Consider the following 20,619-nt stretch of genomic DNA (forward strand, 5'->3'; position numbering starts at 1 on the left):
TCCAGGCTCATTGTTGTTTACCGCGCTGTCCCAGCCAGAAGGCCAGCACCACCAGCACGATGGAAATCACCAGCATCAGGGTCGAAATCGCATTGATCTCCGGCGTCACGCCGGCCTTGATCGCGGAGAAGATGTACACCGGCAGGGTGGTCGAACCCGGCCCGGCGACGAAGAAGGTCATGATGAAATCGTCGAGGCTGACCACAAACGCCAGCACCGAACCGGACAACACCGCCGGCCACAACAGCGGCAAGGTCACCCGGCGAAACACCTGCCACGGGTTGGCGTACAGATCGTTCGCCGCTTCCAGCAGGCTCTTGTCCAGGTCGTTGAGCCGCGCGCGGATCGGCAGGTACGCAAACGGAATGCAGAAACCGATGTGGGCGATGATCACCGTCAGCAATCCGAGCTTGATGCCGAGCGCCATGAACAGCAGCAGGGTGGCGACCGCCGTGACGATCTCCGGCAGGATCAGCGGCAGGTTGATCCCGCCCTCGACCATTTTCTGTCCGTAGAACGGCCGGTAGGTGGCGAGCGCCGCGAGCAAGGCAATGGCCGTGGCGCAGACCGTGGCGATGCTGGCGACGATGATCGAGTTCAACGCCGCCGTCTGGATCGACGGGTTGGCCAGAATCCGCCCATACCAGGCGAAGGAGAACTCGGTCCACACCGTCGCCGAGCGGTTGGCGTTGAAGCTGTAGGCAATCAACACCAGGATCGGCAGGTACAGATAAGCCAGCATCAACAGACTGACTTCACGGGTCAGGGGCAGTTTTTTCAGGTGCAGGGCGATCATGCTTGGGCTCCCCGACGCAGGGTCTTGGCGGCATTGCGGCTATAGAGGGCGTACAGCACCAGGGACAGCATCATGATCCCCAGCAGCAGGAACGACAGGGAACTGCCCAGCGGCCAGTTGCGCGCGGTGCCGAACTGTTGCTGGATCAGGTTGCCGATCATCAGCGTCTTGCCGCCGCCGAGAATCGCCGGGGTAATGAACGCGCCAAGGCTCGGCACGAACACCAGCAGGGAACCGGCAATCACCCCCGGCATCGACAGCGGCAAAATGATCCGCTTCAGCGCGTGCCAGCGATTGGCACCCAGGTCATAAGCGGCTTCCACCAGACGCCAGTCGAGTTTTTCCAGGGTCGAATAAATCGGCAGGATCATGAACGGCAGGAAGCTGTAGACCAGCCCGACGCTGACCGCGAAGTCGTTGTAGAGCAGGGTGATGCCACCGGCCTGGGGGAACAGCGCATTGAGGGTTTGGGCGACCCAGCCCTGTTCGCGCAGGATGATCAGCCAGGCGTAGTTGCGGATCAACAGGTTGGTCCAGAACGGGATGGTGATCAGCAAGACCATCAGGTTGCGCCGGCGCGGTGTCAGGCTCGACATCCACAACGCCACCGGAAAGCCAAAGAGGAAGCACAACACGGTCGTGCCACCGGCCTGAAACACCGAGCGCAACAGCGCCTGGGCGTAGACCCAGTTCAGCTCCAGTTCACCGTCGAAACCTTCCTGGAAAAACAGCTGCACGTAGCTTTGCAATTGCCAGTTGGCCTGCCAGTCGACACCGCCATACACGTTGCGCGGCAACAGGCTGATGTAGCCCATGATGCCCAGCGGGATGGCGATCAGGGCCAGCAGGGTCAGAACCACCGGGCTGAGCAACAGCGCGCGGTTGAGGGCGGGAGAAGTGCTGCTGACGCTCATTTCAGGCCTCCATCAGCAGGCAGGCGTGGGGCGGCAGGTTGACCGCGACGCGATCGCCCACCACCCGTCCGCGATTCAGGCCTTCGTTGTTCTCGCGCAGCATGACCTTGATGTCGTTGTTCAGGCGGCACTGATAGAGGGTTGCGGTGCCGACATACAACACGGCCTCGATCACCCCGCGCAGGTGATGCGGTTGCGTCGGATCGACCAGTTGCGAGCGCTCCGGACGGAACGCCAGTTGCACGCTGGCGCCATCGAAGCCTTGGGCCGGGCAGGGGATTTCCACCGGCATGCCATTGGGCACGAAGAGTTTTTCGTTCTGCTGGCCGCGCTTGAGGTGGCCGGGCAGGAAGTTGATGTCACCGATGAACTGCGCGACAAACTGATGCTGCGGCCGTTCGTAGATGTCATTGGGCGTGCCGATCTGCAGGATTTTGCCGGCGGACATCACGGCAATGCGATCGGACAGGGTCAGGGCTTCTTCCTGGTCGTGGGTGACGAAAATGAAGGTGATCCCGGCTTCCTTCTGCACGCGCTTGAGTTCGACCTGCATTTCCTTGCGCAGCTTGAGGTCCAGGGCCGACAGCGGTTCGTCGAGCAACAGCACTTTCGGTTTCGGCGCCAGGGCCCGTGCCAGAGCCACGCGCTGTTGCTGGCCCCCGGACAATTCCGCCGGTTTGCGCTTGGCCAGGTGCTGCATTTGCACCAGTGCGAGCATTTCGTCGACCCGCTGCGCAATCTGCTTGTGATCAAGACCCTGCATCTCAAGGCCGAAGGCGATATTCTGCGCAACACTCATGTGCGGAAACAGCGCGTAGCTCTGGAATACCGTGTTGACCCGACGCTTGAACGGCGGCAAGTCATTGACCGGTTCGCCCGCGAGGCGAATCTCGCCGTCGCTGACGTGCTCGAAGCCGGCGATGGTGCGCAGCAGGGTGGTTTTGCCACAGCCGGAAGGGCCGAGCAGGGTGAAGAACTCGTTGTCGGCAATGTCGACTGAAACGTTGTCGAGGGCTGGAGCCAGCCCCGGATCGTCGGAATACCGTTTAAAGACGTTACGCACTTCGATTGCAACTGGATGACCCATAATGGTGCATTCCTCTGATTATTGTATGCAAAATCTGGATGCAATTTAGAAATACCCGGATTAATCTGCTCGTGCAACCCCCTTTTGAAAGGCTGTTGATTCGCCTGGGGCTGATTGCAGGGCGCTGAAGGAGTGATCGAATGGCGGAAAAGAAACTGGAAACCACGGTCGACCGTGTCTACCAAGGGGTTTACGAGGCGATCAGCAAGCGCACCTTGCGTCCCGGGATGAAGCTGGGCGAGTCATCGCTGGCCGAACTTTTCAATGTCAGCCGCACATCGGTTCGTGCCGCGCTCAAGCAGTTGGAAGCCGATGGCCTGGTCACCACCGAGCCCAATAAAGGTGCGTCGGTATCGTTACCGAGCGACGAAGAGATCCGTTCGCTGTTCGAAACCCGGCGTTTGATCGAAATCGGCATCGTCAGCGAACTGTGCCGCCGCCGTGATACCGCGGTGACCCAGGATCTGCGCGATCACTTGCTGCTGGAGGACGAAGCGCATCAGAGCGGCGATCACGAGCGCCTGATCCATTTGCTCGGTGAGTTCCACATCAAACTGGCCCGCAGCCTGAACAACCCGGTGTTGCTGGACTGGTTCCAGAAACTGATCTCCCGCGCCTCGCTGTACGCTGCTGCGCTGGATGACGATAGCCACGAAGCCTGTCGCGATGACGAACACTTGCGGTTGATCGAGTACATCGAAGCCGGTAACCAGAGCGCGGCGATCGAGCTGACCTGCATGCATTTGAATGGCATCGAGAAGGCGATTCTGGATGTGGCCGCCACGTTGAAAACCGGTTATCACCCGCTTAAACACCTGATTGAGGTGTAATCATCCGGTCTGATACTGCAAATGCTCCCACAGGGTTTGCCAGTCACGGATTCTGGTCGTTCAGGATGGACCGCGAGAATCAGCTATACCTCTATGAAACCAATGCCATCCGCGATGCTCGAAACAAACGGGTGTGATTTCCTGGACAAGGTCAACCGATGCAGTTTCTAGAGGATAGCCACGGGTGTGCCGGCTGGGGCGGCGAAATGGCCGAGCGCATTCGTGCGTTCGACTGGCGCGGGACCGAGCTGGGCAACATCGACACCTGGCCCAAGAGCCTGAGCAGTTCGGTGCAACTGATGCTTGCCTCGCCACTGCCGATGGTGATGCTCTGGGGGCGGCCCGGCTACATGATCTATAACGACGCCTATTCGGAGTTTGCCGGCGGGCGGCATCCTTATCTATTGGGTTCTCCGGTCGAGCTGGGCTGGCCGGAAGTCGCCGAATTCAATCGACATGTGGTCGATACCTGCCTGGCCGGCGGCACGTTGTCCTACCGCAATAAAGAGTTGGTGCTGCTCAGAAGCGGCATCCCCGAAGACGTGTGGATGGACCTCTATTACAGCCCTGTCGCCGATGATGACGGCAGGCCCGCCGGGGTCATGGCAATGGTCGTCGAGACCACGGAGCGGGTGATTTCCGAACGCCGTCGACAGGCCGCCGAAGATGCCTATCGCGCCGACAACGAACGGGTACGCCTGGCGTTGAATGCCGGCGCCTTGCTCGGTTCGTTTGTCTGGGACGTGAAGAGCAATGTGTTGAGCGGTGATGAGCGTTTCGCCCGTACCTTTTCCTATCCCGCCGAACAACCGCTGGACAACCTGCCACAAGACATCGCCCAAGCGCATATCCACCCCGACGACCTCAGTTGGCTGCAGGAACAGGTCCGGCAATCGATGACGACTGGCGAACCCTTCAATGCCGAATATCGGGTCATTCGCCCTGGTGGCAGTTATCGGTGGGTACTCGCCAGTGGCTGTTGCGAGTTCAACGAACAGGGCGAGCCGTTTCGTTTCCCCGGGGTGTTGATCGACATCCATGAACGCAAGATCGCCGAGGAGTCCTTGCTCAGGTTCACCCGTAACCTGGAGCAACGCGTGGCCGACGAAGTCGGGGCGCGGCTGGAGGCGGAAGAACAACTGCGCCAATCGCAGAAGCTCGAAGCCATCGGTGGCCTGACTGGCGGCGTGGCTCACGACTTCAACAACCTGCTACAGGTGATCGCCGGCAACCTGCACTTGCTGGCCCGGCATGAGCCGAACAACGCCAATGTCCAGCGTCGGGTTGCGGCGTCGATTGCCGCCGTCGAACGCGGGGCAAAACTGTCTTCGCAATTGCTCGCGTTTGCCCGTCGGCAGCCCTTGTCCCCGGCCATTTATACGCCTGAGCAGATTTTCGATGGCCTGGGTGAGCTGTTGCAGCGCGCGCTGGGTGAAACCTTCCAGGTGCATATGAGTGCGCCGGCCAACCTTTGGCCGGTGTTCGTCGATCGCAATCAACTGGAAAATGCCATTCTCAACCTGGCCATCAATGCCCGGGATGCCATGAGAGGTGAGGGGACCATCGACCTGAGCGCGGAAAACATCCGCCTTGATCGCGCATTTTGCACGGGCAAGGGCATTGTCGCCGGCGACTATGTACGGGTATCGGTGGCGGACACCGGTGCAGGCATGCCGCCGCAGGTGCTCGCCCAGGCGTTTGAACCGTTCTTCACCACCAAACCCGACGGCCAGGGCACGGGACTTGGCTTGAGCATGGTATTCGGCTTCGTCAAACAGAGCGGTGGGCACATCGAAATGTCCAGCGTCGTTGGCGAAGGTACCCGGGTGCAGTTGTACTTCCCGCGCAGCCTGCGCACGGTGGGCAAAGAGACAACCACTGCAGAAGTGCAGCAACGTGGCGGCCACGAACGGATTCTGGTGGTCGAGGACAATGAAGCGGTGCGCGTTTCAACGGTGGAATTGTTGCGCGAAGAGGGCTATCAGGTGCTGACGGCCGCCAATGCCGACATCGCCATGCAGATGTTGCTGGAAGGCGTCGCAGTGGACCTGATTTTTACCGATGTGGTCATGCCGGGCCTGATCAAGAGCTCGGATCTCGCGGCGTGGGCCAAGGTGCAGAATCCACCCGTGACAGTGCTGTTCACCTCGGGGCATACCCGTGACATTATCTCGCGCAACCACCAACTTAGCCCCGATACCCATTTGCTGGGCAAGCCCTACGGCCCCGACGCGCTGACCCGGATGATTCGTACGGTGCTCAACGGTTGAACACATTCCATCTGTAGGAGCCGAGCTTGCTCGCGATGGCGGTGTATCAGGCAACCCTCCTGTTGACTGTGCCGACGTTTTCGTCGGAACGCCGCCCGGAGCAAGCTCGCTCCCACGAGGACCGGTGTTTTTTCAAATATCCAATCAAGGCGACCTGATGACCTCAAACCGCACCTCCACTCCAACCTCCGGCATGGTCAAGGTACGCGGTGCCCGGGAACACAATCTCAAGAACGTCGATGTCGATATTCCCCGCGATGCCCTGGTGGTATTTACCGGGGTGTCCGGTTCGGGAAAATCGTCGCTGGCGTTTTCGACCCTCTACGCTGAAGCGCAACGCCGCTATTTCGAATCCGTCGCTCCTTATGCGCGGCGCCTGATCGATCAGGTCGGCGTCCCGGATGTGGACTCCATCGAAGGCCTGCCACCGGCCGTGGCCTTGCAGCAGCAACGGGGCACGCCGAGTACGCGTTCTTCGGTGGGCAGCGTGACGACGTTGTCGAGCCTGATTCGCATGCTCTATTCCCGCGCCGGCAGTTATCCGCCAGGCCAGCCGATGCTGTACGCCGAAGATTTTTCGCCCAATACGCCCCAGGGTGCCTGCCCGGAATGTCACGGCCTGGGCCGGGTGTATGAAGTCACCGAGGCGCTGATGGTCCCGGACCCGAGCCTGACCATCCGCCAGCGTGCCGTCGCCTCGTGGCCCCTGGCCTGGCAGGGCCAGAACCTGCGGGACATTCTGGTGACCATGGGCTATGACGTCGATATTCCCTGGCGCGATTTGCCGAAGAAGCAACGCGACTGGATTCTGTTCACCGAGGAAACCCCGACGGTGCCGGTGTATGCCGGCCTCACCCCGGAAGAAACCCGGGTCGCCCTCAAGCGCAAGATGGAACCGAGTTACCAGGGCACCTTCACCGGTGCGCGTCGCTACATCCTGCACACCTTCACCCATTCGCAAAGTGCGCTGATGAAGAAGCGCGTCTCGCAGTTCATGCTCGGCAGCCCGTGCCCGTTGTGCGACGGCAAGCGGCTCAAGCGCGAGGCGCTGTCGGTGACCTTTGCCGGCTACGACATCGGCGCGCTGTCACAGATGCCGTTGTTGCAGGTCGCTGAGGTGCTCAAGCCGGTGGCGGCCCAGCATTACCTGGAGGAGGGTGATGAAGCGGGCGAGGTGCTGACCCACAGCCAGACCCGCGAGGCCCGAGAGCAGCGCGTCGCCCACGGCGCCAGCGGCCACGCCGACGCTCCTGATGTACGCCATACGCCGAACCTGTCGGTGGAGAAGCGCCTCGCCGCGCAACGAATCGCCCAGGATCTGCTGGAACGGGTCAGTACCCTGACCGACCTTGGCCTCGGTTACCTGGCGTTGGAGCGCAGCACGCCGACGCTGTCATCGGGTGAGTTGCAGCGTCTGCGCCTGGCAACGCAGTTGGGCTCGCAGTTGTTCGGCGTGATCTACGTGCTGGATGAGCCGTCGGCCGGCCTGCATCCGGCGGATGGCGAGGCGCTGTTCGACGCCCTGCAACGCTTGAAGGCCGCCGGCAATACCTTGTTCGTGGTCGAGCACGATCTGCAAACCATGCAGCGTGCCGACTGGTTGATCGACGTCGGCCCGGCGGCGGGTGAGCATGGCGGGCGGGTGCTGTACAGCGGTCCACCGGCCGGGTTGGCTGAAGTGGCCGAATCGCAAACCCGTGCCTACCTGTTTGCCGAGCAAGCCAGTCAGGCCCGTACCAGCCGCAAGGCCCGGGATTGGCTACGCCTGGAAGGCATTACCCGCAACAACCTGAATGATCTCGATGTCGAGTTTCCGTTGGGTTGTTTCACCGCGGTGACCGGGGTCTCGGGTTCGGGCAAGTCGAGCCTGGTCAGCCAGGCGTTGCTGGAACTGGTCGGCGCACACCTCGGGCGCCCGGCCGCCGACAGCGAACCCCAGGAATTGAATCTGGAAGACGACACGCCGCAGGTCAGCGGTGGTCAGGTGACGGCGGGGCTGGCGTCGATCAAACGCCTGGTGCAAGTGGATCAGAAACCCATCGGACGTACCCCGCGCTCCAACCTGGCGACCTACACCGGGCTGTTCGACAACGTACGCAAGCTCTACGCTGCCACGCCCGAGGCGCAAGCGGCGGGTTATGACGCCGGGCAGTTTTCCTTCAACGTTGCCAAGGGCCGTTGCCCGACCTGCGAGGGCGAGGGTTTTGTCAGCGTCGAGTTGCTGTTCATGCCCAGCGTCTATGTACCGTGCCCGACCTGCCACGGTGACCGCTACAACCCCGAGACACTGGCGATCACCTGGCAGGGCCGCAATATTGCGCAGGTGTTGCAATTGACGGTGGACGAAGCCGTCGAAGTGTTCGCCGAACAAGCGGCCATCCGCCGCTCGCTGGAGGTGCTGCGCGACATCGGCCTGGGCTATTTGCGCCTCGGTCAACCGGCGACCGAGCTGTCCGGCGGCGAAGCCCAGCGCATCAAGCTGGCCACCGAACTGCAACGCAACCAGCGCGGGGCCACGCTCTATGTGCTCGATGAACCCACCACCGGACTGCACCCACGGGACGTCGATCGTTTGCTTGAACAATTGAACAACCTGGTGACGGCGGGGCACACGGTGATTGTCGTCGAGCACGAAATGCGCGTGGTGGCGCAGAGTGACTGGGTGATCGATATCGGCCCCGGGGCGGGGGATCAGGGCGGCAAGGTGGTCGTTGCGGGGACGCCACAAAAAGTCGCCAAGAGCAAGAAGAGCCGGACCGCGCCGTTTTTGGCCCGGGTGCTTGGCGCGGCGTGAAGGGGCGGTGGGAGCTCCTGCCGGTGTTTCTTGTGCCAAATCGGCCAACGGATGGAACGCCGCCCGCGAGATGGCTTCGAACCTGTATGGCCGGGCTGTTCCAGCCCCGCAATGACAGCGACGAACGAGGTCATCATGAGCGATAAAAGGGGTCAGAGGACGACGCAATAACTGCCGAGCCGGAAAGCGCCGACAAATCGGTCGACCAGAAAAACCTTCACAGCGATAACGACAATGAGTTCAGTCCGGGTTTCAAGCCCGATCCGGATCGACCCAAGCCGGGTGACGAGACCGACGCCGACATTGATACCGATGGCGGTTAGGTTGAATGCAACGAGGCCGCATCCCTTGATGCGGCCTTTTTGTGTGGAAGGGGGCTATTTGCTTGGGTGTGCCGCCTGAAGCTTTTTCGCCATATCCAGGTGTTTTTCCAGCTCCGGCAGCATTTTCTGCGCGAAGCCCTTGAGTTCCATCCCGCCTTTGGTCTTGTCGGCGGTCACCGTGTTGGCCTCTTTCTTGAACAACTCGATGGTCTGTTCGTGGGCCTTGACCTGGTTGTTGGCATACGCCGCGTCAAAGGATTCATCGCGCATGTCGAGGATTTTTTCCTTGGCCTGGTTGGTCAGTGTCGTGCTGTCCGGCACCTTGATGTCATTACTTTTCGCAATGGCCGCCAGTTCATCATTGGCCTTGGAATGATCGGTGATCATCATGTTGGCGAAGGCTTTGATGTCGGCCGAGCTGCTTTTTTCCAGCGCCAGCTTGCTGGTTTCGATCTCTGCGATGCCACCTGCGGCGGCGTGATCGACAAAGTTGTTGGAAGTCGCGGCGAACGCCGTGCCCATGCAGGTGCTCAAGGCGACGGCCAGAGTGAGGTGGCGCAGGTTGAATCCGTCCATAGGTGCATCTCCACGCAATTTCCATGGGTGATCGGGATGATCGTTAAGCTGTGGAGGCTGGCAGGCGGGCAAAGGTTTTATCGCGATTGCGACAGGACGACGAACGGACACCGCTGGTCTGACAGGTGGTCGACAGAACCGGTCAACCAAGGCCATTCTGATAGTTGGCGAGCGCAATCAGTCGCGGTTGCTACCGATTAACAAACGGAGGTGTTCCATGCCGGTGTCACACGACCTTTATCAGGATCTGAAACGCTCAAAGGAAGAAATCCAGCAGAAACGCACCAAGGATCCGTTATTGGATTCGCTGCTTAACAAGTATTCGCAGGCAGATGCCGAAGTGGTCAAGGCAGAGCAGGCCAAGTCCAGTGATGACGCAGTGAAGAAGCTCAAGGAGACGCGCCTGATGGTCAAGGACAAGATCGTCAAACAACTCGAGTCGTCGTCCTGAAGACCCCATGAGCCACTGACGATCGGTGGCTGAAAAACTGGAACGGCGCTAACGACGGCACCTCGAATGATCAGAGTCCGTCATTACGGCGACAGACGAGGTGCCCCATGACTCATCCAAAATTCCCCAGCGAAGAACAGGGAGCCTTCGATCCCATCCCCACCCATCCCGTGCCTTTGAGCCCGGGGCGCAATACCGTCAATCCTGAAGAAGAACCCGGCCTCGACGAAGTGCCGGATGATGAAGCAGGCAAACCGCCGAAAAGGCGCGAGGGTATTGACCTGGATTCCGATTGACTCCTGACCCTGTGGGAGCGGGCAAACCCGCTCCTGCCATTTGATCAGTTTGTTATTGCAACGCCTCGCGCAGCGGCAAGCGCACCATGTTTTTCGCCGTCAGCGAACCGAAATACAGCCAGTCACCATATTCGCGCGCGGTCGTGATCGGTGAGTAATTGCCGCTGCTGCCGTCCTGCAGGTTGGCAATGACCCTGCCTTCGACATCGAGTCCGAGTACGAAAGCGCGTTTCTCCACCGGTTTGGGCAGCACGGTCATGGCACGTGCGATCACCTTGCGTATGAAGGGGTGTGCCGCCGTGGAGTCGAGCAAGGCATTGCGCGGTGCGTACAGCGCTACCCAGAAACGGTCGTGACCATTGAACGCCAGGTTGTCGGGCAGGCCTGGCAAGTTGTCGATGAACAGATCGTGGGTGCCCGCCTTGGGGCCGCTCAACCAGTAACGGCTGATCCGATAGGCGCCGGTTTCGTTGACCAGCACATAGGCATCGTCCGGCCCGAGCGTCACGCCATTGGCAAATTCCAGCTTATCCAGGAGCACGGAGGTTTTGCCGGTCTGGAAGTCATACCGCAACAAGCGGCCATCGCCACCGTGTTCGATGATCGCTTCACCATCCTTGCCATAGCCGAAGCGGCTGGAGGCATCGCTGAAATAGGCATAGTGCCCCGGCTTGTCGATGGCGACGTCGTCGGTGAAACCGAAGGGCAGGCCGTTGGCCTCGGTCGACAAGGCCACCAGGCGACCCTGGGCGTCCAGCGACAGCAACCCCTTGACGGCATCCGCGATCACCAGCAAGCCGTTGGGGTGGCGAGCCAGGCCCAAAGGGCGGCCACCGGTATCGGCCAGAACCTTGGTGACCTTGCCGTCAAGGCTGGTGCGAATCACCCGGCCGTCATGCAAACCGGTGATCAGCGTATCGCTTTCCAGCAGCAATGCTTCGAGGCCGTCGATGTCCGCAGCGCCGACAGGCTCCACGCCCTTGAGGCGCTGATTGTCAGCGTAGGTGCCACTGATGAGGGAGGGCGCGGGTGCTGGCATCCAGGCCACGGGTTTGACCCTGGTTGGCATCAGCAGCAAGAAGGCAGCCACGACAATGACCACCAGCAGTAACCCATGGCGAAACCGGATCGAGCGACTCACGCGCGGACTTCCGCGAGGGCCAGGTGTTTTTCCGCCATCTCGCGCAGCGCCAGCATCGAGGCCGCTGACTCACGCTCAATCCGGCGCTTGAGCAACAATCGATTGGCAAGGCGCATCGTCACGCCACTGAATTGATACTCCAGTGTGCGGATAAACCGCGTGCTATCACCCCGGGCTTCACATTCGTAAGTCAGTGCCAGCGACAGTCCATGGTCGCCAAGCGCCTGTGCACGCCAGCGCAGGCCCGGCAGGTATTCATCAACCACCCAACTCAAATGCCCGTCGCGTCCACCGGCGCGGATGTCTTCCTCGAACCGCGCGCCGGCGTGCAGCGAGCCCTTTTGTCCGTTGATCCTGAGGGACGATGGATGCCACTGCGGCCAGTGGCTCACGTTGCTGGCGTAGGCCAGCACGGCAAAGGGCGTTCCGGCGATCTCGATCTGATGTTGCATGCGGGTCATGGGCGTGCTCGTCGGTTGCGGGATCGCCGGCTCCGGTTCCCAGTAAAGGGTGCCGAACAGGTAATCCATCAATGGAAAAACGATGTTGAAATTGCGCTCCTGCATCAGCTCGCGACGGTGATGCAGTTCATGCAGGCGGCGCATCTGGCGAATCCACGGCAGGCGCGCCAGCGGATTGTGCGGCGGCAGATGCTCGCAGGCATGGAACACTTCATAGGCCAGGTAGCCAAGGACCAGGAAACCTGCGACCAACCCGGCGACGTTGACGTCGAGTTGCTTGAGCAGCCACCAGAGGGGCAGGGTGATGAGCAGGGTGTGCAACACGATCAACCAGGCGGGAAACAGAATCACCCGCCAGTCGCGAGCGCTGTCGTAGGTCATGTGGCCCGGCGCGAAAAAACTGTGATGGTCGCCGGCGTGACGGGAATAGAACAGTCGCGCGTAACTTTTTTTCTGATGGCCCAGGTGCCGATGCACCCTGTACACAACGAAGTTGAAGAACAATAACGTCAGCGGCACCGCCAGCCATTCAGCCGGTTGTACCTGGTGCACGTTGCTCCAGAAAACGGCGATGGCGAGCAAGCCGAACAGCAGCACGAAGGCACCGTGCAGCCATGGGTTATAGAGTGGGTGAATGTTGGCGCGGTAGCGGCTGCGGAATCCCTCGGTGGTCTGCCTCACTGCAATCACCTGTCGTTATTGTTATCTCCAGCAGCGTAGACGATCCCGGCGTTTTGGCTGGCCAACCTCGATGACACAAGTGCCACGATCCGGTGCAAGGTGGACTCAGATCAGCGGGTTCCAGCGCTGCGACCAGTCTTCATCGGACTGGATGACGTCGCGCAGCAGGTCGAAGGCCCGTTGCAGGGTTTCCGAATCGCGGTCGCGGGAGTAGACCAGATAGGTCGGGTAACTGAACTCCGGGGCTTTCGGGACTTGTTCCAGCACGCCGCTCTCCAGGTAGCTCTGCACCACGCGGGTGCGGAAGTAGCCGCTGCCGCCGTTTTCCAGGATGTATTGCAAGCCCAACGGGCCGAGATTGAAGGTCAGGGCGGCTTTGGCTTTTTCCGGCAGTGCGGCATCGTGCTGACGCCGGAAGTCCTGGCCCCAGTCAATGTAGACGTAAGGCTCGGCCCGTCCGGGCAGGCGCACGAGGACCAGTTTTTCCTCCAGCACTTGTTCGACCTGCAGGCGTGGCCAGTATTCGGGCTGATAGACCAGCGCCGCGTCCAGCACCCCCAGTTCCAGCTGGCGCAGCAGGTTCTCGCCGTCGCGGATTTCCATGCGTAGGGCGTGGCTCGGGATTTTCTTGCGCAGCTCGCCGGCCCAACTGAGCATCAACGGGTTGCACAGACTGACCTCGCCGCCGATGTGCAACACATCGTGATATCCCTCGGGCAATGGCAGGTCCCGTCGCGCGGCTTCCCAGGTTGCCACCAGTTGATTGGCATACACCACGAAGGCTTCGCCGTTGGGCGTCAGGCGGGCGCCGGCGCGGTTGCGCACAAACAGGGTGCTGCCCAGTTGGCTTTCGAGTTTCTGTACCCGTGCGGTGATCGCGGTCTGGGTGACGTGGAGCTTCTCGGCCGCTGCGGCAAGGCTGCCATGGCGGACGATTTCCAGAAAGGTGCGGGCGAGATCGATGTCCATGGGGTGGCCGGTTCGAGAGGTGCACGCATTGTAAGAGTCTCGGTGGCCCGCCGATACCCTGGACTGATCCCTGCCATAAGAGGCGCAATTTGGGGGGGGGCGAGCCTGCTCGCGAAGACGTCGTGTCAGCCGACGTCAATCTTGGATGCCACATTGCTTTCGCGAGCAGGCGCGCTCCACATTTGGATTGGTGGTGCTGGTGAGAACGTCGTTTAAAACGCAAAACACGAACAGCCAAACGCGCCCCAGAACCCACGGAAGTCGCTCACCGGCGCAGTCGACAACCGCGCACGCTCGTGACTGTGTGCATGTACCGCACAGGCGCCGACGCATTGATGAACTTGCGCCGTCAGCGGCTTCCAGTGTCCCGGCACTTTGGCCACCGGTGACCATTCCGGCACCACGGGGATCGGTGGCGGGCCGAGCTTCTCGAACTCGACGCTGCCGTACACGATCTTGCCGTCGACGATGGTCAGCACCGCTTCGATGCCTTTGATGCCGTCGTCTTCGATGTGGAAATAGTCCGCCGAGAGCGCAATCAGGTCCGCCAATTGCCCGACCTTGATCTGGCCTTTCTTGCCCTGTTCAGACGAGAACCAGGCGCTGCCATGGGTGAACAGTTCCAGCGCGGTATCGCGGCTCAGGCCTTGGGGGTGAAGCGCCAGCCCCCCGACAGTCCGGCCGCTGACCAGCCAATACAGTGAGGTCCACGGGTTGTAGCTGGACACCCGCGTGGCATCGGTGCCAGCACCCACTGGCAAGCCCTCGGCCAGCATGCGGGCAATCGGCGGTGTGTGCTCGGCGGCTTTGGCACCGTAGCGGTCGACGAAGTATTCGCCCTGGAACGCCATGCGATCCTGAATCGCGATACCGCCACCCAGGGCTTTGACCCGCTCGATGTTTCGCGGGGTAATGGTTTCGGCGTGATCGAAAAACCACGGCAAACCGGCGAAGGGAATATCGCGATTGACCTTCTCGAACACGTCGAGCATGCGGCTGATGGATTCGTTGTACGTGGCGTGCAGGCGGAAAGGCCAGCGTTGTTCAACCAGGTGTCGAACCACCGGCTCCAGATCCTGTTCCATGCTGGACGGCAGGTCAGGACGAGGTTCGAGGAAGTCTTCGAAATCGGCGGCGGAGAACACCAGCATCTCCCCGGCACCGTTGTGCCGCAGGAAGTCGTCGCCCTGACCGTACTGCGAGGTACTGGTCCAGTGCTTGAAGTCGGTCAGTTCTTCCTTGGGCTTTTGAGTGAACAGGTTGTAGGCGATGCGCACGGTCAGTTGTTGCGCTTTGGCCAGTTGCTGGATGACTTGATAGTCGTCCGGGTAATTCTGATAACCGCCGCCGGCATCTATTACGCTGGTGACCCCCAGGCGATTGAGTTCGCGCATGAACTGACGCGTCGAGTTGACTTGATATTCCAGCGGCAGCTTCGGTCCCTTGGCCAGGGTTGAGTACAGAATCATCGCGTTGGGTCGGGCGATCAGCATGCCGGTGGGGTCGCCGTTGGCGTCCCGCTGGATTTCGCCGCCCGGAGGGTTCGGTGTATCGCGGGTATAGCCCACCACTTTCAGCGCAGCCCGGTTGAGCAGGGCGCGGTCGTACAAATGCAGGACGAATACCGGGGTATCGGGTGCTGCCTTGTTCAATTCTTCGAGGGTCGGCAGACGCTTTTCCGCGAACTGGAATTCGCTCCAGCCGCCCACCACCCGTACCCATTGCGGCGTTGGCGTGCGGTCAGCTTGATCCTTGAGCATGCGCAGGGCATCGACCAGGGACGGCACGCCTTCCCAGCGCAGCTCGAGGTTGTAGTTGAGGCCGCCGCGGATCAGGTGCAAGTGCGAGTCGTTGAGGCCGGGGATTACCGTACGGCCATGCAGGTCGACGACTTGTGTGGCGGGGCCTTGCAAAGCCATGGCCTGGGCATCGCTGCCGACCACCACGAAGCGCCCGTCCTTGATCGCCACAGCACTGGCCTGGGGTTTCTTGCGATCAACGGTGTGCAGGCGTCCGTTGTACAAAATGAGATCGGCGGGGGTATCGGGCATGGTTTTACTCCCTGCTGACAGCGGGCTGATCCGGGCACCCGCGGCGCCTGCCGAAAGGCCTTGCAGTACACTTCGGCGATTGACGCCGTCGTGCTCTTCAGGTGGGCTCATGGCAGTGCTCCGCGTCAAAGGATCGAGGGGCAATCGGTCGATGTCTGATGCATGCGGCCAGAAAGAATATAGTCGGCTATTTCGCAGCTAGCCGTTTTGCTTGCGCCAGAAACGACGAATCCCGCCACTGGGGGCGGGATTCGTTGGCAATCGGGCGTGCTCCGATGGTTGGGAGCGACAGGCTTAGCCCGGGAACAGTTCGGACAGTTTCATCGCCAGCATCATGTCGCCTTCAGCGCGCAGTTTGCCGCCCATGAACGCTTGCATGCCGTCGGTTTCGCCGCTGACGATGCCTTGCAGGGTTTCGCCGTCCATCACCAGAGTGACCTGGGCGTCCGGGTTTTCGCCTTCTTTCAGCTCGCAGGTTTTGTCTTTGACAACCAGCGAGAAGTTCTTGGTGTCGTCGATGCGGAAACCGAAAACCAGGTCCAGACCGGCAGCAGCGTCTGGGTTGAACTTGGCTTTCATTGCTTGTACGGCATCAGCTACGGAGGTCATGGTTCGATCCTTTCTTGGGTAATTAGAGCTGGGTGATTACAGCCAGGGTCACAATAGTCCGGACTCAGCGAAACGTGATGAGTTCCGGGGCCTTCAGCAGTTGCAGGTGCGCATGACTGTTGAAGGAAGCCAGTGCCACCTCGCGACCACGAAACTTCAATTGGTTGAGCGAGGTGTTGACGATTTGCCAGTTCAATTCAAACGCCTGTGCGGCAGGTATTCGCGTAATGAGGTGAAGCAGGGCCGTGATGGTGCCGCCGGAAGTGAATACGGCGATTTTCTGGTGATTGCCGGCTTGTTCGAGGATCCGGTTCAGACCGGCCTGAACACGTTCGACAAAGCCTGGCCAGCTTTCCAGACCTGGTGTGTCGTAGGTGCCAGCGAGCCAGCGATCGATGATCAGGGCGAATATGCGCTGGAACTCCGCGCGGTTTTGCGCGGCATTGCGCAGGATGTCCAATGCTTCCGGCTCATCCTGCAACAGGGCCGGGAGCAGGGCGCGGATCACGGCGTCGGCGTCGAATTCATTGAACGCGGAATCGGTTTCCAGGATTGGAGCCGGCAGGCCTACGGCAGCAAACTGTTCCAGCGCGCTGTTGGCCGTGTGTTGCTGGCGGCGCAAGTCGCCGGACAGGCATCGATCGAAGCGGATACCGAGTTCGGCGAGGTGTTGGCCAAGTATTTCCGCCTGGCGAATACCGATAGGCGACAGGACGTCATAGTCGTCTGCACCAAAGGAGGCCTGGCCATGTCGAATCAAATAGATACTGCCCACGTCCGCGTCGTCCCGGTACGTTGAAGGTTTGGCGAGGTTATGAGGATGGCGGTGAGCTGTCAATGAAAAAACATACGCTTGTTTGAAATGCTCGTTGGACGCTCGTTGCCAGAGGTTTCACAGCTGGTCGCAAGGCCGGCGCATGGGTATGCTGGAGTCATCCGCGCGCGTTCATGCCGCGCATCGTTTGAGGAGTCCCTGTGGAGTTTTTCACCAACTCTGACCAATGAGGCCACACCCTAAGAGCCATACGGGCTGTGCCTTCCATGACGATACTGACCGCACACACTCAAGCACAAACTGTTAGAAAACTGTTAGACCTTGCCTGTCCTTATCTGTATAGGAGGCAGGGTCGATATTCTCTCAGAGTCCGCCCTATGGGCTCCCGCCAGACCTGCACACTTTCCCTCAAGACCACGCATAGGCAAGCGGCTTTGACCACCGCTACGAATCTTCTGAGTACTTTCAGAGCCTTCCACCTTGGCAACCCTGAAGCTACTTGGGAGCAACTCAAAGAGGGTCTTAAGGAGATCGCTGAAAGCGTTTTACAGTCCCGCTCAGTCTGGGAGGGTCTCGGTAGTAGCGGGATCGATAGTAGTGGTCATGTGTATTCAGATATTGGGGATGACTTCAGCGTGATTGCTGCGACGGAGCCCTTGAGCGTCGATCAGACCAAAGCCTTGGCGTTAGGTAGACGAATGATGCTGGCTGCTGAGAAGAAGACAGCGGGAGACCCAAGTGACCTCCTTGCGATAATCGAAGAGTTACGGGCCATCACCAGTAGCACCACACCACTGACCTCAACTACTGGGAGCACACCTACAGCTCATCCGGTAGCAGGCGAAGCGATAACCTTTGAGACGCTCTATAAGCTCCATATGGAGGAGCGCCAAGCTGACTGGCAACCTGCAACCCTTAAGAACAAGAGAGCTTGTTACGGGATTCTGGCGGGGATGCTTGGGGACTTGGACCTTCGCAGTCATACACGCAAGGACATGACTGACCTCAAAGCTCGCCTGATGGAAGGACGCAAGCCTTCGACCGTCAATAAGATCCTTATCGAACTCTCATCCGTGATGACTTGGGGTGAGGATAACGGCTACCTCAACAAGACATTCGGTAAGGGCCTGCAAATCCGTAAGGGCTCTGAGAGCGAGCGTGAAGCGTTCACCCCGACTCAGGTAGCTGACTTGATGGCCTACGCTAACAAGCTCCCTACATCCTCGTGGCAGCGCTGGGCGTTGAGCCTTGGCGTGGTCACAGGGGCTCGCATTGGTGAGATTTACCAAATCACCACTGAGGACCTCACGAAGATTGAAGAGCAGTTGGTAATGGACATCAACACCAACGATGGCAAGACCCTTAAGAACAAATTCAGTGCACGCGTAGTGCCTGTGGTGTCTGAGCATGGTGTGGACGTTAGCGCGCTCCAGGCATTCGCAGAAGCAGCCAATGGAAAGCTCTTCAAGATGTCCTCAAGCGGTTTCACTACGCAGCTCAATCAACTCATTCGGGATGTCTTGGGCACAGAGACAAACACAGGCCAGTCCTTCCACTCATTGCGCCATCACCTTGCGGGAGCCTTGAAGGCTGCGGAGGCCCCTTTGGGGATCGCTCAGGAAATCTTAGGGCACAGCTCAGGTTCGATTACCTTTGACTTGTATGGCTCGGGTAGAGCGGTCCAAGTGGATCGTATGGCTGAGGCGCTGAGGGATGCTCTATCAGATAGCTGACAGATATCCTCTGAGGGTGTCTGCAAAGGGAACTTCACGAATGCGCTGTGTTGAGGGAATTTTCGATTAAAACGAATCCTGCGACCCGGCCTCGTAGGGCCCCTTAGGACCACAGTACCCGCTCAGCCTTCCTTGGGTGCTGACTTTTGCTCCCCAGTGCTCGGTGGGTTAGGTGATAGGTATACGAGTAGTATTCGTTGACGTGTACGAGCAGTACTCGTATAGTGGGCTCCGTTATTAAAATCCTGCGAGACTCACCGCAATGACGAATTCCGCTGTAACAGTTTTCAATACTTCGGAGCCAGCTATCTACGTTTCTATGGAGTTTAGCGATGACTATGACCTTTGCGGTTCGGGGACATGGAAATGGGTCGCTAAGCGTTCATGGGTCTATGGCGGTGCAACTCGAACTGAAATATTCGAAGTTCCTCAAGGTGCAGAGGGAGCCGATGAGGAAGATGTGATGAGCATGATTAAAGCGCTTACCCGTGCACCTGCTGGATGCAATGTTAAGTATGCTGTATCGAGAGCCGCTGAAGAACCGAAGTATGTTGCAGTCCGCATTGAGTGACTCCGCAGTTGCTGGGCAATAATAAGTTTGATGACTTCTAAAAAAATAATACCGTAAGTGAGTAGGGATCGTATATCTTGGGTGGCTTAACGCTTTCTCAGGATAGTTCTATGCCAGCTCCGCTCTTTGTAATCGATAGCCTCGCCATCGCAAAGGCGACACCAAAAAGGCGTCACGCAGACCTCAAGTTAAGCCTGACTGCTGCTCTGAATGAGTTCGTTGAGTTGGGTCTCTTCGAAAGCGTTGAGGGGCCTGGGGGTTTGACGACTTGGAGTATGGTAGGCGGCCCTGTTGTAGCTCAGGAAGCTTTCTATGAGGACATGTTCAAGAGGCCGCACGTGTTCACTCTGTTGACCCGAGACGCCGCTTTGGGTGTGGTATTGCGGGCGAGGCATGCGGGCGACCGAGCGGCGCTTGTTGAAGCTATCAGCAGAGCCTGAGAGAGGCGGATGATTGAGGTTGCTACGATAGTAGCTCGCACTTCATTCCGCCTTCCTTACTGCTACTCGATTAGCTTAGCCAATCAAAGCGTAAATGGCACAGGGACCATTTTGAATTCGTGCTGAGAGAGCTGCATTTTATATACAGGTAGATTTTTTGAAGTCGCTATTGAATAGATGCCAGAGGCATCCATGTCACTAATCTTGGATCCTAAATAAACGGCCTTGAGTGGCGCGCGGAAATTTTGCGGGGGGGATTCTGGGCTGTCTGGAATTATAATTCGCCATTCTTTCTCATACTCCCAGTCTTTGGCCTTATGCAAAGCCGCAATAACTGCAACCATGTTATTAAATGATTTTTCGGGTGAGCCCACGTTTACAAGTAATTCGGATGCATCGTAAATATGTTCGCTGTAAATTACAGGCCAAAGGCAACGCCCCATAAGCTCCGCCACTGAAAGTGAGCTGAAGTCATACTCCATTGCAAAGCCTTTATGTTGATTTCCGTAGTGGCCCCACATCAAAATAGAATCAAGTCGCTCGCTTAGTGAACATATTTTATACATGTTTTGCATTTTAATATTCAGGCTTGATATTAGCTCTGAACTCATCTTTTTCTTTTGGGCGCGAAAAAACTCTATGATCTTATCAATTTCATTTTCGGAAGAGCATGAGGGGTCGGGAAATTTTTCGTAAAAAAACGTAAGCAATGCCTTTAAAGGGTCATTGTGTTGGCGCTGATTGAAAACTGACCCACCCTGCCGATTGAAAATTGACCCAGGGCGGATTGCTGATTTTGGCATCAGCAATTGTGGATAAGCTTAGCAGTCGTGTCCCGGTGGAAGAGGCAT

Annotated in this window: 18 protein-coding genes; 7 read left to right on the top strand and 11 right to left on the bottom strand. The window is 59.0% G+C overall.

The genetic code is table 11. The features are described from left to right. Nucleotides 1-7 precede the first annotated feature (7 nt). From ACGJAX_RS19465 to ACGJAX_RS19475, 3 genes are read right to left on the bottom strand one after another with little or no spacing between them, the layout of a single operon-like run. Nucleotides 8-796: an ABC transporter permease gene (locus ACGJAX_RS19465; protein WP_090322779.1), complete on the bottom strand. Its 789-nt coding sequence runs from the start codon at nucleotides 794-796 to the stop codon at nucleotides 8-10. Further along, on the bottom strand, nucleotides 793-1,710 hold the full coding sequence (locus ACGJAX_RS19470; protein WP_090322776.1) for an ABC transporter permease: 918 nt from the start codon (nucleotides 1,708-1,710) through the stop codon (nucleotides 793-795). Before ACGJAX_RS19470 ends, ACGJAX_RS19465 begins: the two co-directional genes overlap by 4 nt. A gap of 1 nt (nucleotide 1,711) precedes the next feature. Continuing rightward, entirely contained in the window at nucleotides 1,712-2,797 is a 1,086-nt protein-coding gene (locus ACGJAX_RS19475; protein ID WP_390955768.1) for a polyamine ABC transporter ATP-binding protein, read from the bottom strand. A gap of 140 nt (nucleotides 2,798-2,937) precedes the next feature. Between ACGJAX_RS19475 and ACGJAX_RS19480 the strand changes: the two genes are divergently transcribed. The 3 genes from ACGJAX_RS19480 (at nucleotide 2,938) to uvrA (ending at nucleotide 8,691) form a co-directional block, all read left to right on the top strand. Next, nucleotides 2,938-3,627, top strand: coding sequence for a GntR family transcriptional regulator (locus tag ACGJAX_RS19480; protein WP_047529816.1), 690 nt, complete (start codon nucleotides 2,938-2,940; stop codon nucleotides 3,625-3,627). 158 nt (nucleotides 3,628-3,785) lie between these two features. Then, nucleotides 3,786-5,897, top strand: a complete 2,112-nt coding sequence (locus tag ACGJAX_RS19485) for an ATP-binding protein (RefSeq protein ID WP_390955769.1) — start codon at nucleotides 3,786-3,788, stop codon at nucleotides 5,895-5,897. Nucleotides 5,898-6,054: 157 nt separating this feature from the next. After that, nucleotides 6,055-8,691, top strand: a complete 2,637-nt coding sequence (gene uvrA / locus ACGJAX_RS19490) for an excinuclease ABC subunit UvrA (RefSeq protein ID WP_390955770.1) — start codon at nucleotides 6,055-6,057, stop codon at nucleotides 8,689-8,691. A gap of 377 nt (nucleotides 8,692-9,068) precedes the next feature. Here the strand turns inward: uvrA and ACGJAX_RS19495 are convergent, their stop codons facing one another. Then, the gene (locus ACGJAX_RS19495; RefSeq protein WP_390955771.1) at nucleotides 9,069-9,590 is read right to left on the bottom strand and encodes a DUF4142 domain-containing protein; all 522 of its coding nucleotides are present in this window, start codon (nucleotides 9,588-9,590) and stop codon (nucleotides 9,069-9,071) included. 217 nt (nucleotides 9,591-9,807) lie between these two features. On the opposite strand from ACGJAX_RS19495, the gene ACGJAX_RS19500 reads away from it, so the two are divergent. Then, nucleotides 9,808-10,041, top strand: a complete 234-nt coding sequence (locus tag ACGJAX_RS19500) for a DUF465 domain-containing protein (RefSeq protein WP_090322766.1) — start codon at nucleotides 9,808-9,810, stop codon at nucleotides 10,039-10,041. A gap of 107 nt (nucleotides 10,042-10,148) precedes the next feature. Continuing rightward, nucleotides 10,149-10,337 (top strand): hypothetical protein, encoded by a 189-nt coding sequence (locus tag ACGJAX_RS19505; protein ID WP_090322763.1) that lies wholly within the window; start codon nucleotides 10,149-10,151, stop codon nucleotides 10,335-10,337. Between the two features lie 52 nt (nucleotides 10,338-10,389). On the opposite strand, the gene ACGJAX_RS19510 is transcribed toward ACGJAX_RS19505, so the two are convergent. From ACGJAX_RS19510 to ACGJAX_RS19535, 6 genes are all read right to left on the bottom strand, one after another. Next, the gene (locus ACGJAX_RS19510) at nucleotides 10,390-11,478 is read right to left on the bottom strand and encodes an SMP-30/gluconolactonase/LRE family protein (RefSeq protein WP_390955772.1); all 1,089 of its coding nucleotides are present in this window, start codon (nucleotides 11,476-11,478) and stop codon (nucleotides 10,390-10,392) included. Beyond that, nucleotides 11,475-12,620: an SRPBCC family protein gene (locus ACGJAX_RS19515; protein WP_390955773.1), complete on the bottom strand. Its 1,146-nt coding sequence runs from the start codon at nucleotides 12,618-12,620 to the stop codon at nucleotides 11,475-11,477. Before ACGJAX_RS19515 ends, ACGJAX_RS19510 begins: the two co-directional genes overlap by 4 nt. 105 nt (nucleotides 12,621-12,725) lie before the next feature. Further along, the gene (locus ACGJAX_RS19520; protein WP_247256636.1) at nucleotides 12,726-13,589 is read right to left on the bottom strand and encodes a LysR family transcriptional regulator; all 864 of its coding nucleotides are present in this window, start codon (nucleotides 13,587-13,589) and stop codon (nucleotides 12,726-12,728) included. A 212-nt stretch (nucleotides 13,590-13,801) separates the two neighbouring features. Further along, entirely contained in the window at nucleotides 13,802-15,640 is a 1,839-nt protein-coding gene (locus tag ACGJAX_RS19525) for an amidohydrolase family protein (protein ID WP_390959937.1), read from the bottom strand. 294 nt (nucleotides 15,641-15,934) lie between these two features. Then, entirely contained in the window at nucleotides 15,935-16,249 is a 315-nt protein-coding gene (locus tag ACGJAX_RS19530) for an SCP2 sterol-binding domain-containing protein (protein ID WP_090322748.1), read from the bottom strand. Nucleotides 16,250-16,313: 64 nt separating this feature from the next. Beyond that, complete coding sequence (locus ACGJAX_RS19535) at nucleotides 16,314-17,024, bottom strand: histidine phosphatase family protein (protein ID WP_090322745.1); 711 nt, start codon at nucleotides 17,022-17,024, stop codon at nucleotides 16,314-16,316. 377 nt (nucleotides 17,025-17,401) lie between these two features. On the opposite strand from ACGJAX_RS19535, the gene ACGJAX_RS19540 reads away from it, so the two are divergent. After that, a complete protein-coding gene (locus tag ACGJAX_RS19540) occupies nucleotides 17,402-18,757 on the top strand; it encodes a tyrosine-type recombinase/integrase (protein ID WP_390955774.1) in 1,356 nt (451 codons plus the stop codon). Nucleotides 18,758-19,019: 262 nt separating this feature from the next. Next, complete coding sequence (locus ACGJAX_RS19545) at nucleotides 19,020-19,328, top strand: hypothetical protein (RefSeq protein ID WP_390955775.1); 309 nt, start codon at nucleotides 19,020-19,022, stop codon at nucleotides 19,326-19,328. Nucleotides 19,329-19,851: 523 nt separating this feature from the next. Here ACGJAX_RS19545 and ACGJAX_RS19550 read toward each other — a convergent pair. Next, nucleotides 19,852-20,571: a DUF2971 domain-containing protein gene (locus ACGJAX_RS19550; RefSeq protein WP_390955776.1), complete on the bottom strand. Its 720-nt coding sequence runs from the start codon at nucleotides 20,569-20,571 to the stop codon at nucleotides 19,852-19,854. Nucleotides 20,572-20,619: the final 48 nt, after the last annotated feature.

Origin of the sequence: Pseudomonas moorei (genome assembly GCF_042846945.1) — a bacterium.
In the GTDB taxonomy this organism is placed as follows: Bacteria; Pseudomonadota; Gammaproteobacteria; order Pseudomonadales; family Pseudomonadaceae; genus Aquipseudomonas; species Aquipseudomonas moorei.

Bases quoted from the DNA above. Each gene is read 5' to 3' on its own strand.
- ACGJAX_RS19550 (WP_390955776.1), bottom strand. From the start codon at position 20,571: ATGCCAAAATCAGCAATCCGCCCTGGGTCAATTTTCAATCGGCAGGGT.
- ACGJAX_RS19495 (WP_390955771.1), bottom strand. From the start codon at position 9,590: ATGGACGGATTCAACCTGCGCCACCTCACTCTGGCCGTCGCCTTGAGC.
- ACGJAX_RS19485 (WP_390955769.1), top strand. From the start codon at position 3,786: ATGCAGTTTCTAGAGGATAGCCACGGGTGTGCCGGCTGGGGCGGCGAA.
- ACGJAX_RS19470 (WP_090322776.1), bottom strand. From the start codon at position 1,710: ATGAGCGTCAGCAGCACTTCTCCCGCCCTCAACCGCGCGCTGTTGCTC.
- ACGJAX_RS19465 (WP_090322779.1), bottom strand. From the start codon at position 796: ATGATCGCCCTGCACCTGAAAAAACTGCCCCTGACCCGTGAAGTCAGT.
- ACGJAX_RS19530 (WP_090322748.1), bottom strand. From the start codon at position 16,249: ATGACCTCCGTAGCTGATGCCGTACAAGCAATGAAAGCCAAGTTCAAC.
- uvrA (WP_390955770.1), top strand. From the start codon at position 6,055: ATGACCTCAAACCGCACCTCCACTCCAACCTCCGGCATGGTCAAGGTA.
- ACGJAX_RS19525 (WP_390959937.1), bottom strand. From the start codon at position 15,640: ATGCCCGATACCCCCGCCGATCTCATTTTGTACAACGGACGCCTGCAC.
- ACGJAX_RS19545 (WP_390955775.1), top strand. From the start codon at position 19,020: ATGACGAATTCCGCTGTAACAGTTTTCAATACTTCGGAGCCAGCTATC.
- ACGJAX_RS19480 (WP_047529816.1), top strand. From the start codon at position 2,938: ATGGCGGAAAAGAAACTGGAAACCACGGTCGACCGTGTCTACCAAGGG.
- ACGJAX_RS19500 (WP_090322766.1), top strand. From the start codon at position 9,808: ATGCCGGTGTCACACGACCTTTATCAGGATCTGAAACGCTCAAAGGAA.
- ACGJAX_RS19475 (WP_390955768.1), bottom strand. From the start codon at position 2,797: ATGGGTCATCCAGTTGCAATCGAAGTGCGTAACGTCTTTAAACGGTAT.
- ACGJAX_RS19505 (WP_090322763.1), top strand. From the start codon at position 10,149: ATGACTCATCCAAAATTCCCCAGCGAAGAACAGGGAGCCTTCGATCCC.
- ACGJAX_RS19520 (WP_247256636.1), bottom strand. From the start codon at position 13,589: ATGGACATCGATCTCGCCCGCACCTTTCTGGAAATCGTCCGCCATGGC.
- ACGJAX_RS19540 (WP_390955774.1), top strand. From the start codon at position 17,402: ATGGGCTCCCGCCAGACCTGCACACTTTCCCTCAAGACCACGCATAGG.